The 15,098-nt window shown below is 62.9% G+C and carries 11 protein-coding genes; 6 read left to right on the top strand and 5 right to left on the bottom strand.

The genetic code is table 11. The features are described from left to right. Positions 1-93 precede the first annotated feature (93 nt). A complete protein-coding gene (locus tag AC1DMG_RS03325) occupies positions 94-3,990 on the bottom strand; it encodes an ATP-binding protein (RefSeq protein ID WP_477178618.1) in 3,897 nt (1,298 codons plus the stop codon). Positions 3,991-4,338: 348 nt separating this feature from the next. Here AC1DMG_RS03325 and AC1DMG_RS03320 point away from each other — a divergent pair, with 348 nt between their 5' ends. The 3 genes from AC1DMG_RS03320 to AC1DMG_RS03310 all read left to right on the top strand — a co-directional run bounded on the left by AC1DMG_RS03320 (position 4,339) and on the right by AC1DMG_RS03310 (position 5,632). Continuing rightward, positions 4,339-4,605, top strand: a complete 267-nt coding sequence (locus AC1DMG_RS03320; protein WP_441603917.1) for a hypothetical protein — start codon at positions 4,339-4,341, stop codon at positions 4,603-4,605. A 124-nt stretch (positions 4,606-4,729) separates the two neighbouring features. After that, on the top strand, positions 4,730-5,077 hold the full coding sequence (locus AC1DMG_RS03315; RefSeq protein WP_477179201.1) for a YciI family protein: 348 nt from the start codon (positions 4,730-4,732) through the stop codon (positions 5,075-5,077). Between the two features lie 24 nt (positions 5,078-5,101). Further along, the gene (locus AC1DMG_RS03310) at positions 5,102-5,632 is read left to right on the top strand and encodes a dihydrofolate reductase family protein (protein WP_477178616.1); all 531 of its coding nucleotides are present in this window, start codon (positions 5,102-5,104) and stop codon (positions 5,630-5,632) included. 30 nt (positions 5,633-5,662) lie between these two features. On the opposite strand, the gene AC1DMG_RS03305 is transcribed toward AC1DMG_RS03310, so the two are convergent. Then, positions 5,663-6,451: an anti-sigma factor gene (locus AC1DMG_RS03305; protein WP_477178615.1), complete on the bottom strand. Its 789-nt coding sequence runs from the start codon at positions 6,449-6,451 to the stop codon at positions 5,663-5,665. A gap of 458 nt (positions 6,452-6,909) precedes the next feature. On the opposite strand from AC1DMG_RS03305, the gene AC1DMG_RS03300 reads away from it, so the two are divergent. Together AC1DMG_RS03300 and AC1DMG_RS03295 are read left to right on the top strand one after the other, a co-directional pair. Then, a complete protein-coding gene (locus AC1DMG_RS03300; RefSeq protein ID WP_477178614.1) occupies positions 6,910-7,935 on the top strand; it encodes a DUF1254 domain-containing protein in 1,026 nt (341 codons plus the stop codon). Positions 7,936-8,059: 124 nt separating this feature from the next. Then, entirely contained in the window at positions 8,060-10,888 is a 2,829-nt protein-coding gene (locus AC1DMG_RS03295; protein WP_477178632.1) for a C1 family peptidase, read from the top strand. Positions 10,889-10,922: 34 nt separating this feature from the next. Here AC1DMG_RS03295 and AC1DMG_RS03290 read toward each other — a convergent pair whose 3' ends face one another. Beyond that, positions 10,923-12,488 carry a phospholipase D family protein gene (locus AC1DMG_RS03290; RefSeq protein WP_477178613.1) on the bottom strand — a complete coding sequence of 522 codons (1,566 nt, stop codon included), beginning with the start codon at positions 12,486-12,488 and terminating at the stop codon, positions 10,923-10,925. Between the two features lie 244 nt (positions 12,489-12,732). Between AC1DMG_RS03290 and AC1DMG_RS03285 the strand changes: the two genes are divergently transcribed. After that, on the top strand, positions 12,733-13,113 hold the full coding sequence (locus tag AC1DMG_RS03285) for a DUF5329 family protein (protein WP_477178612.1): 381 nt from the start codon (positions 12,733-12,735) through the stop codon (positions 13,111-13,113). Between the two features lie 229 nt (positions 13,114-13,342). Here AC1DMG_RS03285 and AC1DMG_RS03280 read toward each other — a convergent pair whose 3' ends face one another. Together AC1DMG_RS03280 and AC1DMG_RS03275 are read right to left on the bottom strand one after the other, a co-directional pair. Further along, on the bottom strand, positions 13,343-13,819 hold the full coding sequence (locus AC1DMG_RS03280; protein WP_477178611.1) for a hypothetical protein: 477 nt from the start codon (positions 13,817-13,819) through the stop codon (positions 13,343-13,345). A gap of 137 nt (positions 13,820-13,956) precedes the next feature. Next, on the bottom strand, positions 13,957-14,937 hold the full coding sequence (locus AC1DMG_RS03275) for a fatty acid desaturase (RefSeq protein WP_477178610.1): 981 nt from the start codon (positions 14,935-14,937) through the stop codon (positions 13,957-13,959). Positions 14,938-15,098 lie beyond the last annotated feature (161 nt).

Below are 15,098 nucleotides of genomic sequence, written 5' to 3'. Positions count from 1 at the left end.
TGGTGCGCGACCACCTGGGGGAGCGGTGTTACGGTGGCGCTTCGGTCGCGCACAAGTGCGCTCCTACAGGGTCGCGCGCGGTGGCGTTTAACCTCAGCGCTGCCGGACCAGGCGTTTTGCTTCCAATCGCTCGATCATTCCATCGACCTGCGATAGTTCGACGAGGACGGCGTCGCGGCGTTCGTTGACGCTTAGACCGGGCGCCGGTTCCTGCAGGCCCATGCGCAGCAATTGCAGTGAGCCGGTGATGCGATGGAGCACATCGCGCTGGGCGGTTGTATCGCCCGCCTTCACCGCCTCGTCGAATCTGGCGAGATCCGACCGCCCCGCTTCCAGCAGGCCGTGCAACAGCGTCTCGACTTGTTCTTCCGAACCGAAGATGGCGACCAGCTGAGTCACTGCATCGTCACTGGCCTGGGTTTGCCGATCGACGACTTTCGCCAGGCTGCCGACCATGCTTTCAATCTTCTGTTGCAACTCTTCCAGGCGGGCAGGCTTGGCGAGGAAGTCGTCCATGCCGGCCCGCCGGCACTTTTCCACCTGCTCCGGCAACGCGCTGGCCGAGAGCGCAATGATGGGCATATGGGCGCCCGTTTCGACTTCCGCATCGCGTATGCGCTGCGACAGCGCATAACCATCGAGCACGGGCATGTGACAGTCGGTCAGCAGCAGGTCGTAGTGGGTGGCAGCCAGCGCCTCCCAGGCGCGCTGGCCATCCTCGGCCATGGTGCATGCGTAACCCAGAAGATCCAGCTGTCGCTCGATCACGGCGCGATTGATGGGATGGTCTTCGGCCACCAGGATCCGGGCGGAGCGCGCCTGGCGGGGCGCGGCAACGCTTTCCTTGTCGCCAGCCGAGTCCAGGCCCAGCGCCGCGCGGCACGCCTCTACCGCTGACCGCCACAACAAGGGACTGCCGCAGAGCATCATCTTGCCGCCTTCACGATAAAAGCCCCGCGTATCGGTATCGGGTATCACGTGAATCGCCGGCACACCCTCCACGATGACGCCTTGCTCGATCAGACGCGCGTCCGCGATATAGACGTCCGCATCGTCTTTACTGAGTTCCACGACGTCCTCCGCATCCGTCTCGATCACGCTAAAGCCCATCGCAGACAACGCGTTGGCCAACTCGCGTTCGAACATGCCGTCACGCGTGCAGACCAGGGCCCGCTTGCCTTCGATACCGGGAATGATGCTGGTGCCCTGCAGCACCGGTAGCACCACTTCGACGGTGGCTCGCGTGCCCTCGCCCACCTTGCTTTCAAGGCGAACGTCGCCGCCCATCATGCCCGCCAGGCGGCGACAGATGCTCAGGCCCAGGCCCGTGCCGCCAAAACGTCGGGTGGTGGACGCCTCCGCCTGGGTGAACGGCTGGAACAGGCGATTGAGTTGATCAGGCGAGATGCCCATGCCCGTATCGGTGACGCTGAATCGCAGGCGCTGCCCTCCCTTGACCTCGTCGAGCAGATCGATACGCAGCTTGACGTGTCCGGACGCGGTGAACTTGAGGGCGTTGCTGATCAGGTTGTTGATGATCTGCCGAATGCGATTGGCGTCGCCTCGATATTCCGACGCGAGTCGCCAGTCCAGCACCAGGTAAAGGCGCAGGTGTTTCTCTTGCGCCCGTGCCGCGAAGGTGCCCACCGCACTGTCGGCCAGCAGGCGCAGGTCGAATGCCTGCGGCTCCAGTTCGAGCTTCTCGGCCTCGATGCGCGAGAAATCCAGGATGTCGTCGAGGATCTGCAGCAGCGCCACCGCCGAATCCTGCGCCATGCCGACCATGTGCGACTGCTCGGTGCTCAGCGGCGTCTTGGAGAGCAACTCCACCAACCCCAGTACGCCGGCCATGGGCGTGCGGATTTCGTGACTCATCATGGCCAGGAACGCACCCTTGGCGGCCACCGCCGCCTCGGCCGTGGCCTTCGCCTCCACCAGTGCCCGCTCCTGTTCCTTCTCGATGGTGACGTCGGCGCAGTAGACGCTCCAGAAATAGCCGCCTTTCCCACTGGGCTTGGGTTCCCCGCCCAAGGCGCGAATCCAGCGCGTCACGCCGTTCACCCTGGTCTTGAACTCGACCACGCCMGAATGCTTCGATCGCAGGCTTTGATCCACCGCCTTCTGGACCATCTCGCGATCCTCATCGACGGCCGCTTCGAGCGGGCCGGCGTGGCCGGCAAGAATGTCCTCGCGGGACATGCCGAAGATGGCCATCGAGGGCCCGCTCACTGATTCATAAGTGCGGCGGTCCGCGGCATCCACGTGCAGACGGATCACCACGCCAGGGAGATTTTCGTTGGTGTCGACCAGTCGCTGCTCGGATGCACGAGCCCTCGCTTCGGCATCCCTCATGCGCTTATAGGCAAAACCGATGATGGCCACGATGGACGCCACCACCAGCAATCCGATCAGCACCCAGTTCCACGGCACGCCGTAGCTGTAGTCGGCGCGCAGCCAGCGCGTGCGGATCGCCTGCCGCTGATTGTCCTTGACGCCCGCAATCACGCGATCGATCAAGCCCGCAAGACGGGCCTTGTCGCGACTGACGCCAAAGGTGATGTCCTGATCCAGACCCGCCGGCGCCACCACTCGCAGGGTGGCGGCATAGCGATCGCGGATCAGCGCATCAATGGCAGGCAAGGTGCCGATGTAGGCCGACACTTCGCCTTTTTCGACCAGGCGCAACCCTGCTTCATTGCTGGCGACCGGCACCAGTTCGCTGCGCGGCAGCAGCATCTTGAGACCGGCGAGCAGACCCGCCTCTTCGCGAACAGCCACCTTCTTGCCGCGCAGGTCTTCCGGGCCGGCGATCGCGGCGCCATGCAGCGGCGCCACGATGACTTCAGGAAACCGCTCGTACGGGCGGCTGAATACCATGGCCCCGGCGTCGTAGTCGGCGGGCATCGCGGCCGCGACCATGTCCACTTCATTGGCGCCGACGCGGCGTTGCAGTTCGTCCAGGTCGCGTGCAGGCACCAATTCAAAACGCAGGCCCAGCTCTTTCTTGATCAGCGAGAGATAGTCTTCGGCCAGGCCATCGAGCATGCCGTCCTTGTTGATGAAGCTATACGGATAACGATCGGTTTCGTAGCCCACGCGCAGCGTGCCCAGGCCGGCGAGCCACTGGCGGTCGGCATCGGAGATCGCCGTGCTGCGTGGAAGCGGCGCAGTGAAGTCTTCGTCCATACCCCATTGCTGTCGAAGACTGGCCAGCTGGTTCGCCGGCACGGTGGCCTCGGCCTTGCGCAGGATGGAGGCCAGCACCAGGTGATCGCGCGGCACCGCCAACGAGGCCTGCAGCGGCGGGATATCGGCAAGGCGCTGAAGGATGGTGACGTCGTCGTGCTCGCGCTCCGTCAGCAGCCAGCGCGTGCGTGCGGAGGAACCGATGTACGCGTCGGCCACGCCCTGGGCCACCATGTCCAGCGCCTCGCGGCCATCGTCGGTGAAGATGAGTGTGGCCTGGGGGAAACGATCCTTGATGATCTTGTTGTAGACGCGGGCGACGCGCTCCATCGCGATCCGCCCATGGACCACATCGGCCTCGGTGCGGACCTTCAGGTCACCCTTGCGAGCAACCAGCACCAGGCTGGCTTCGACGTAGGGGTTGAGGTATTCAAGGCGATCGCTACGCCGGTACGGCTGGCCCACCAGCAAGTCGAAAGGAATGGGCTTGCCCGAATCGCTGAAGGTCACCGCATCCCAGTCCGTGAACGGACGAAACTGCAACCTGAGTCCTACACGGCCAGCGAGCAGCTTGGCGTATTCCACGCCAATGCCTTCGGCCCCGCCCGCCACCCAGGCCTCGATGGGAAAGTGATTGCCCGCAAAAATGCCGACGTCGACCACAGGGTGCCGAGCGATCCAGGCCGACTCCTCTGCGCTCAGCGCGACCTGGGCGTCCGGCTTGACCGGCACATCCGGCGGGACCTGCGTGGCGAATGCAACGAACGACAGCGACGCGCACAGCAGGAACAGCGACCACAGCACCCACCGACAGCCCCCCTGCCGCGACCCACTGGAAGGTGAGGCAATCATGGTCAGGCCGTGAAAGCGATGCATAAACGTGCCCAGCCTTGTCGATTCGATCAGTCAGATTAGGCGCACACGATCGACAGCATCTATAAGAATAGTCTCAATTGCAGGCGGTGGCGCTGGTTGATTCATGGGCGCTGTTTCGTGACTCCCAAGCTGCCGCAGCGGGGCCTGGCTGTGGGCGTCCGGACGTCGTCGTCAGCGCGCTCCAGGGCATGCATTGCGCGGTCGTGCTGCCGTTTCGGCGACAGCCAGCTTTGCGCCGCTACGCTAGGCAAACCCTGGGAAACCCGAGGTATCGCCATGACTGCAGTTACGAAGACGCCGCTTGAACACGTCAACGATGTGCTGGCGCAACTCAAGGAAATGCGTCACTACGCAAAGAACAACGTAGAAGCGCTGACGGCGCAGTGGTTACTGTTCGACGGCGAGCTGAAGAAGCTCAAGCAGGCCGGTTCCATCGAGACGCTGATGACGCGCCAGAGCGAATTGCACGATGCACTGAACGACCAGATCGCCACGTTCGAGGAGTTGGCCGTGACGCTGCAACCTCCTCCGGAAGAGACCTAGCCACGCGGGATGCCGCGTCCACGCGAAACGTTTTTCGCACGACGTGTCGAATCCGCGTCCTGCCGTTCGTCATGACAGTGAGGGCAGGCATTGTGCCCGCCTCAGGGTGTTCACGGGAGTCGTCATGCCACAGTATCTGGTTGCCATTCATCACCCCGACAACTATGACCCGTCGCAGGAAGGCGAAGCGATGATCAACGATATCCACCGGCTCAACGAAGAGATGATCGCCGCAGGCGCCCGGTTGTTCGCCGGCGGCCTGGAGTCGCCTGGCAAGGCGAGGTCCCTGCGCAAGCAGTCCAGCGGCGAGTTACTGGTTACCGACGGCCCGTACGCCGAGGCCAAAGAGCATGTTGGCGGTTTCTGGATACTGGATGCCGCCAACATGGACGAGGCGCTGAGCTGGGGACGCAAGGCCGTCGTCGCCTGCCGGGCACCGGTTGAGGTGCGCGCCTTTCTCCGCCATAGCTGACCGCTTCTGCCTGGGAGGCTTTCCATGGCCACGCTTGTCTTCGCAATGAACCAGTCCCTCGATGGCTATGTCGACCACGACAAGTTTGGGCCCAGTCCATTGCTGTTTCGTCACTTCGTAGAGCAGGTGCAGAACCTGACGGGCAGCGTGTACGGCCGCCGCATGTACGAGATCATGCGCTACTGGGACGAAGACTCTCCCGAGTGGAACACAGACGAACGCGACTTCGCCATGGCGTGGCGGCGCCAGCCGAAATGGGTCGTGTCGCGCACGCTGTCGTCGGTCGGCCCCAACGCCACCCTTGTCGCCGATGACTTCGAGGCTGCCATACGGCGGCTCAAGGCCGAGCTCACCGGGGAGATCGAAGTCGCCGGTCCCGGTCTGGCGCACAGCCTCACTGAGCTTGGTCTTATCGACGCGTATCAGATCTATCTGCACCCCGTCGTGCTTGGTCAAGGCAGGCCGTACTTCGCCGGCCCTCGGCCGCGGCTTCGCCTCGTGGCCAATGATGTCATCGACGGGGATGTGATCCGACTGACCTACGTTTCCGCCTGATGGCGCGCTGGCTCCGACGGACGCCAGCGACTAACTCCACCATCTCCACCGTGGCAAGTACAAGCTTGCCGTATGGGGCTGCCCGCCGCTGTCCGGTGCGGCGCCGATGGCGCCCGTGGCGACAACGGGCCCGGTGGGCTGGCCCGTCGGCGAGCCACTGATGGGCTCTACCGATACCGCGAGGGCGGCCGTGGGTCCCAGTTGCGCGAGCAGAACCGGATCGAGCTTCAACGTGGTAGGCGCGTTGGCGGCAATCATGCCGACCGAAATGGGCTTTTGACCTGAAGGCACCAGCCACAACTGCGGCGCCTTGCCTTGGGCGAACGAGGTCGGCGCCACCGGCACGACGATGATGCGGGCCTGTTGGATATCCATCGTAGCCGTCCAGCCCACCTGACCATTCGTCTGGGTGATGGTCGATGCCATGAACGCAACCGCTGGCGCGCCCGGCCTCGTGCGCGGCCCCATGCTCACAAACAGCAACAGCAGGCACGCCGCGGCCAAGGTGCTCGCGCCCAGGCCGAACCAGTGCCAGAAACGCAGGCTGTCCCACAGGCGGGGCCGGGTGTATGCGCGCTCCCGTGTATCCATGCGCAGCGCCTGCTGGATGCGAGTCCACACATGATCGGGCGGCTCGACCGGCGCAATCTCCTCACTCATGGGCTGCAATCTGCGATGCCAAAGCTTCACGGCGGTAGCGGCCTCGTCGCTGGTTTGCAGCTCGTGTGCCACGGCGGCGCGCGCATCGGCATCCAGCACGCCAAGCACATATTCGGCGTAGCGCAGCTGGGAGTCGTCGTGGTTCAGTGGTGTATTCATGCGTCCAGGCACGTGCGAAGTTGCAGCAGGCTGGCGCGTCCATGCTGCCGGCCATCACCCATGGCGAAAGCGAAGTAACGCCCAGTGCAAGACCCACCCCAAGAAGCATCGAACGTACGCGTTGATTGCTCTTCATGTTCATCTCCGTAGCTGGCGACTTCCGACTGGAAGCACTGTTAGATACGGATGCGCGCGGTCAACGGATGCACAGGCGCCAAAAAAAACTTAAGCGCCTGGCGTCGGCGAGCTAGGTAAAACTACTGGATGCACTTGATGGGTTTTACCGATGCAGGCATCGATGCTGCCGGCGCAAGCTGAGCGCCAGCTCGCGGCCCTGCGCTAAATCTCGATGCCGCACGTGCCCGCTACGGCCATGGTCGCTGCGCCCGCCGCAACAGCCGTGACCCTCGCGCCTTGTGGACATCATCCGTCGCCCGTTTACAACCATCGGAAACGCCATGCGCATACCGACCTTACGCACCGCCCTTGGCATCGCCATACTCAGCACCGCGTACGTCCACGCAGGTACGGCGCCGACGGACGTTACGCCCGTCACGATCAACAACTTCGCCCGCGCCGAATCCGATACCTACCTCGCGTCCCTGGTAAAACGCGGCGGCCTCGGCGTTCTTCGTTCCGAACGCGAACCCGCCTCCATCGACAAGCAGGATGTCATCCGTCTCAACCGCGACACGCTCTATACCTTTGGCGTCTTTGACCTGGATGCCGGCCCGGTCACCATCACCCTGCCCGACGCCGGCAAGCGCTTCATGTCGCTGCAAGCCATCAATGAAGACCACTACGTGCCTGCCGTGGTTTACGGCGCGGGCAGCTACACCTTCGACAAAGAGAAGGTGGGCACTCGGTATATGGCCGTTGCCATCCGCACCCTGGTCGACCCCAACGACGCAAAAGATCTGCAGGCCGTCCATTCACTACAGGACGCCATCAAGGTCTCCCAGGCAAGCCGCGGTACGTTCGACGTGCCGCATTGGGATCCGGTAAGCCAGAAGAAGATCCGCGATGCGCTGCTCGTGCTTGCCTCATCCGCCAACGGTTTCAAAGACGCGTTCGGCAAGAAAAGTGACGTCGACCCCGTCGCGCATCTCTTGGGCACCGCAGCCGGCTGGGGCGGCAACCCCGACAAGGACGCCACCTATCTCGGCGTCACGCCGCCAAACAATGACGGCAAGACGGTCTACCACCTCACCGTCAAAGACGTACCGGTCGATGCCTTCTGGTCGATCAGCGTCTACGACGCCAAAGGCTATTTCGAGAAGAACGCACTGAACGCGTATACGCTCAACAACATCACCGCCAAACGCAGCGCCGACGGCTCCATCGTCGTCCAGTTCGGCGGTTGCAATGGCACGATCCCCAACTGCCTTCCCATCATGCCCGGCTGGAACTACACCGTCAGGCTTTACCGGCCGAGGGACGCGATCCTGAGCGGCGCCTGGAAGTTTCCGGAGCCGACGACTTAGGACCCCAGGGGCACGACATCCCCGGTGCATAGCTTGGCTGGCTCAATACGACCACCACCCCATGGGCAGCGTGCGAAGGCGGCAAGCATTCGTCGCGAAATAACCAGGAGAATGAACCGTGGCCATGCTACTGATGAAGGACGCAACAGGGCCGGATGTCACGCAATTGCGCAAGAAACTGGCATCGGCACTGCAGGCAGACGCCGGGGCGTTTCCCGGCCTGGCGGCGGGCAATCGTTTCGACGACCTCACTGACGCCGCGGTCCGACGCTGGCAATCGGGCATTGGCCTGGTGGCGGATGGGATCGTTGGTCCGTATTGCCAGAGCGTCCTGGGCATGATCGCCTTGCAGGCGACCGACGTGCCAATCACCGTGGATGCGGTTAAGCAGCTCTTCCCAGCCACCAAGGCGTCCAATATTGCCCGCAACCTTCCCTATGTGGCGGCAGCGTTGAATGTCGTCGGGTTGCGCGATCGCCCGATGATCTGCGCCGCGCTAGGCACCATTCGCGCGGAGACCGAAGGCTTCGTGCCTATCTCCGAGTTTCCCTCGCACTTCAACACGACGCCGGGCATGCCAGCCTACAGCGCCTACGATGGGCGCACCTCGCTCGGCAACACACAGCCCGGTGATGGCGCGCGCTTTAAAGGCCGTGGCTTTGTGCAGCTGACGGGAAGAGCGAACTATCACACCTACGCGGCGCAGATCGGCCTGGATATCGAAAGCTTTCCGGACCTGGCGAACGCGCCTGAAGCGGCAGCCGTGCTGCTGGCCGTGTTTCTCAATCATGCCGCTGACAAGATGCGCGCGGCGCTTGCGTCCAACAACTACGCCGCAGCGCGCAAGCTGGTCAATGGCGGCACCTACGGGCTCGACAAGTTTCGCAGCGTGTTTCAGCTGGCGGACTCGGTGTGGCCGGTGGTTGCCCGCGCAGGTCGTACGGCACGTGCCCGCAAGACGGCCACTGCCCCGACGCCGGCCCGCAAATTCACCGCCAGCAAAGACCCCGTCGACTTGCGCGATCGTTCCTATACGCCGCCACCGGTCAGCCTGCCCGACTGCTCGCCCAGCGACGAGTACGTACAGCAACTTCTACCTGCCTACAGCAGCGCCGGCCTGATCCTGGATCAGGGGCAGGAAGGCGCATGCACCGGCTTTGGCCTGGCGTGCGTCATCAACTATCTGCGTTGGCGAAAAGCCTGCATGCCTTCGGCGCTGGACTCGGTCAGCCCGCGCATGCTGTACAACTTCGCGCGGCGGTACGACGAATATGCCGGCGACAATTACGATGGATCAAGCTGCCGAGGCGCGCTGAAGGGCTGGTTCTACCACGGCGTATGCCTGGAGGAAGACTGGCCCTATCAAGCCGAGGACACACAACCGCCCAGCTTCGGATACGCCGATCGCGCCACCGCCAACACCCTGGGCATCTATTACCGCATCGACCTCAAGACGATCACCGACCTGCAGGCCGCCATCCTGGAAGTGGGCGCCATCTACGTCTCCGCGAACACGCATGATGGCTGGCAGAACGTGCCGACCTCGCGCAAGAAAATCAACGGACACGACACCCTGCCCGTGATCGAGTTCGACGGACGTCCCTCGCAGACCGACGGCCACGCGTTCGCTCTGGTGGGATTCAATACGCGCGGTTTCGTCGTGCAGAATTCCTGGGGCAAGAGCTGGGGCTGCGGCGGCTTTGCCGTGCTGACCTATGCGGACTGGCTGGCCAACGGCATGGATGCGTGGGTGGCCGCGATGGGCGTGCGCGGCCTGGTGTTTGGCCAGCGCGCGGCGGCCATCCCCGGTGCAACGGGGCGCGCCGGCGCCGATCGATCGGGCGCATGGAACGAGGCCGACGCCTACGCACACAGCGTCGTGCTCGGCAATGACGGGCGCGTCACGCGATATCTCACGCAGGACGCCTTGAACCGAGGCCTGCTCTACCAGGCATGCACGTTGCCGGATCAGTGGTTCCGCCAACAGGCGTCTGCCACCAAGCGCCTGGTGATCTATGCGCATGGCGGCCTCAACAGCGAGGCCGCCGCCATCACGCGTGCGCGCGTCATGGGCCCCTACCTGATCGGCAATGGCTGCTACCCGCTGTTCATGGTGTGGAAGACCGGCATGCTTGAATCGATCGAGGACATCATTGCCGACCGATTCCGGCCTGCCCCTTCGCGCGTCGGCGGCGTCCGCGAGGCCTTGACGAATGTGACGGATGGATTGATCGAACAAACCATCGGACGTCCGTTCGCGCGTCCGATCTGGAGCGAGATGAAGGAGAACGCAGAGGGTTCCAGCTTTCCAACACGCGGGGCGGATCTGCTGGTAACGGCCTTGCAGAATCTCGAGCAGAGCTGGGGCGACAAACTTCAGATCCACCTGATCGGGCATTCGGCGGGCTCCATCTTCCTTGGCTGGCTCGTTGACCTGCTGGCCGCGCGCGGACTCGATGCGCGGGCCACGTCCATCCATCTCTACGCTCCGGCTTGCACCGTGCAGTTCGCCAATCGCCACTACACGCCGCACGAGGCGCTGATGAAGTCGATGTATCTGGACATCCTGTCCGACGAGAACGAACGGGACGACGATGTGGCGGCCGTCTACCGCAAGTCATTGCTCTATATGGTTTCAGACGCGCTTGAGCAAGATGTGCGCACGCCCATCCTCGGCCTGGCCAACGTCATGGACGTTGGCTACAACGGGTGGGACGGCTCATCGAGCACCGGCGAAGCGCTGGGCAACTGGCGCCAGGCGGCCAAGCAAAGCGGATTGGACAAGCGCATCGGCATTCTTGATGTCGACAAGGTGAAAACCAGCAGCTCCGGCAGCACCATCAGTGCGGGACATGGCAGCTTCGACAACAACATCGAGGTCGTCAGCCGCACGCTCGAGCGCATCACCGGCGGCAAGCTGGCCATGCCGATCGACGATCTGCGCGGGTTCTAAAAAAGGAGGCGTAACCACGCACCCGCCTCAACGACTAGAGCAAGCCATCGATGGGGAGCAAACGCAGGAACGTGACTTCGGTACGCCGCTTGGTGGTCGCACCCGGGTCGCTCTTGTAGGTCACTGGCTTGCCGTCATCGTCGGCTTGCCAGATGAGTTGGTGGGAGGCGGGAGCCATCTCCACCAGATAGGCATTGGAGGGCTGCGTTGCCGTCTGGAAGAAATCGCTGATCGCCTTGGCCAAGCCTGGCGAATCCACGATGACGCCCATTTCGGTGTTGAGCAGCTTGGAGCGCTGATCCATATTGAGCGAGCCGATAAAGACCTGGCGGCTGTCCACCACAATGGTCTTGGCGTGCAAACTGATGCCCGACGACTGGCCCATCGAGGTGGAGGGCTGGCTTTGGCCGGACGATGGCTTGAGCTCGTACAGCTGCACGCCGCCTTCGACCAACGCCTTGCGCGAGTGCACATAGCCTGCATGCGCCGCGGTTTCGTCGGTCGAGGCGAGCGAGTTGGTGAGTATCTTGATCGAGATGCCACTCTGCGCCAGGGCCACAAGATGCTTGGTGCCGGCGTCACCGGGAATGAAGTACGGTGTTGTCGCGATGATCTCGTGCTGGGCACCATCCAGCATGGTCTTCAGCCGCGGACCAATGCGCAGTGCCGGCTCGTCGTGGGTGGCTTCGATCTTCTCCGGCTGATCGGCCACGAGTTCCGCATCGCCCCAGAACCATGCGCCGCGCTTGTCGGCGGTCGGGCCATCAGGCAATTCGTCAAGTACGGACTGGGCGTAATCGGATTGTGCGAACGCCCGCACGTCCTTCTGGAGCAACTGCCGCGCGGCGGCCAGTTGCTGACCGGAACCATCCGTCTTCTTGAGCTGGTTGAGCGGATACGCGGCATCGCAATTCCAATAGGCATCGAACGCTTCGGACGCCTGCTGCACGACGGGGCCGATGGCCACGACATCGAGATCGCGAAAGTGTGTGTCGCTCCCCGCATCAAAGTAGGGGTCGCCGATGTTGCGTCCACCAACGATGGCCACGTTGTTGTCGACGATGAAGGATTTGTTGTGCATACGTCGATTCAGGCGCCGCCACTCCAGCATGAACTGGGTGGCACGCGACAACAGGCTCGGATCGCGCGTCTGAAAGGGGTTGAACAGGCGGATCTCGATATTCGGGTGGGAGTCCAGCGCCTCGAACAGGTGATCCTTGTCGTCGAAATTGTTGTCATCGATGAGCATGCGCACACGCACACCGCGATCCGCCGCAGCAAGCAGGTGCTGCAACATCAGATGCCCCGTCATGTCGTTGGCGAAAATGTAGTACTGCAGGTCGATCGAGTGCGCGGCGTGATCGGCCAACGCCACCCGGCTCAGCAAAGCGTTGGTGCTCAAGGTCAGCAAGCGGAAGCCTGACTGCTGCTGATGCCTGTCCACTTCGGCGTGCGTGTACTGCGCTGAGGCGGTATCGGTGGCCGGCGGCAGGTGATGCGTTTGTGCCTTGTCGGTATTGGGCGGCAGTGTGGAGCACGCCTGAAGGACGTGACAAAGAATGGTGAAGGAAAGTACGACGATCCAGCGATGCACACGCATGTTTACATCCTCGGATCGGGCAAGCCGTCAACGGATCGTGGATCCGCTCCCATTCCACTTCCATCATTTAGTTAACATAGCTACGCACTATCGCCGCTGACTGCCGGCACGCTCACGATCGTTGCGATGCACAGTCCTCGCTCTTCATTCATAAAGGGCATTGACGCCCAGGCCTTCGACGTGTGCGTAATAGCGGCGCACCAGACCTGATCGCATCGCACGCCTTACTCATCGAGATGACGCCGTGAGATATCAACGATCGTTCGGCAACATCGTCATGGCGTTCGCGCTGGTGATCGCCTCGACCGTCGCGCACGCCGGACTGGACGCCCAAGGCCAGCGCGAAGTGGCAGCCTTGCTTAGCTTTGTCGGCCAGAGCCATTGCAGCTTCATCCGCAACGGCAAGAGCTATAGCGGGGCCGATGCGAAGAATCATCTTGAGCTGAAGCTCAACTACTTGCTGGAGCGAGACAAAGTAAATTCTGCGGAGGAGTTCATCGACCGCGCGGGCACGGTAAGCAGTTTCAGCGGCCGGCCTTATCTGGTGAACTGCGGCGGCGCCGATCGGCCCTCGGCGGATTGGCTGAAAGAGGAACTACAGCTGCTTCGAAAGACGCAGCCCTAGGTATTGTCTCTTCTCTTCGGGCATGGCTGAAAGCAGTCATGTCGCGCGAGCCCGCTCTTGCCGAGCGGGCTCGCTTGCAAATACTCATCACCAACGCATGCGGAAACCCAGCGTGCCGTTCACCACGCTTCGAATCGACTGCAAAATCCTCCGTTCGCTCCGCTTGAGCGATGAAGGATTTTGCCATCGCCGGCGCGACCGATGCGTCAGTCAGCGCCCGCCGCTTACCTCAGGGATCGGGTACAGGCACCACGCGCAACGTGGCGGCAAACATCTCGCGTGTCTGTGGATCGGTGATAAGCGCGGCCGCGGCCTGGGCCTGCGCGTAGTGCCTGGCATGTGCCGCCGCATTGCCCTCGGCGGCGGCGACATTGGCGGCGACCGCCTGGGCAAATGCCAACTCCCACGGTGCGCTGCCGTGTTGCTCGAAGTATGGCAATGATTTCCTGAGATAGTGAGCTGCCGGCGCAGGAAGCTTGAGCAGCGCATACGCATGAGCAAGCAGCTGCGCCGCATGGGCATGATTGCTTGCGTCGCCGACGATCTTCCACAAGTACATGGCTGCATGTGCAGCCTGCAGCATCTCTTCGCTCTCCTCAGCCGAGCGGTGGTCGATTTCGGTGAGTGTCCAGGCTCGATTGTTGGCCTGAGAGGCCAGACGCCGCTGCCAAAGGGTGGCGTCTTGTTGAGTGGGTTTGTCAGCCATGAATCCAAGCCTCCACGTGCGTCGCGCGCCCCGGCTGCCCGCGCGAGAGGGCTGCACGCCCGGTTATACACCTGCAAGCGTCGATGAATGGTGGGAGTGTCCGCCCAGCGCTAGCGCCGCGACCAGGCTCCCCTTCGTCAGCGCACTTTGCCAAACCCGCGAAACTGGCGGAATGCTGCCCGGAAATAGCCGGTCTCGGTATCTGCAGCCGCGGAACCCGCACGAGCGAGCGGCGGAAGTGCCGTCCACGGCAGTGTCGGATGCTGATGATGCAGGCAATGAAGATGGTGATTCATCAGCACGGGATGCCAGATGGCCGGAGCGCGAAAATTGCGGGCGCGCGCATCTTCGTCCAGCAGCACATCGTAGTGCGGCAGGTTATCCGCGACCGAGAGCCACAGTCCGCGCAGAAACATCGTTGCCGCAAGCGCAGGCCACCACGCCCCGTAGAGATAAAATGCAACGGCGTGGAGCGCAACCGAGAGCATCCAGTCGCGCCGTATCAGGGCGCGTCGCTGCGCATTGCCGGCAAAGGCCACGAACAGGCGTTGCACCTCACGGCCGGTGGGATCTTCGCTGCGAAGCTTACGGGCGACGAGTCGGGACACCCATGGCGCCGGCAGCAGCGTGAGCAGGGGCAGCGCAAGTTCCGCCAGATAAAGGCCGCCCAGCAAATGCGCGTAGTAACCGATGCGAGCAAGCAAGGGAGGCGTCGCACCATCATGCACATCGGGTCGGTCAAAGGATTCGCGCGTGTAGCGGTGATGCATCAGGTGCCCGAAACGGGCAGCGTCGAACGGCAACATGAAGGCGATCGCCAGGGCGCGTCCAACGGCTTCGTTGAGCCAGCGCCGGGGCAGCAAATGCCCATGGATGGCTTCATGGATCAGCCCCCAATGCATCGGCGTCGCCACCACCAGCGGAACCGCGATCCACAGGGCGGATGCCCCGTACTGCCGCAGCAAGAATGGCCATACCATGAGTTGCATCAGCATGACGATGGCGACGACGCCCAGGAGCGCCAGGTTGGCGCGAAGGTCGATGGGGACATGCCTGGACGTTCGCCGTTCGGTCGCTGCCTGAGCGCCACCCGCTTCTACCGCTGCCTGTCGATCCATCGCCTACCCTTAAGTGCACCATGGTCCCCGCCTAAACTAGCGGTGCCTTTTGACATTCAGTGGTCGATCCGCAGCGCTGACAACCGCTCCCCCGCAACGGTTCGCCATCTTTCCCTATTGAAACCCATATGCCCGGCAAAATCTCAGTTCGGGTTCGCAGG

This window comes from Dyella sp. 01N36, from assembly GCF_056399745.1.
Note: the sequence above shows the minus strand (reverse complement) of the source record. Positions and strands in the feature narration are given on the sequence as shown.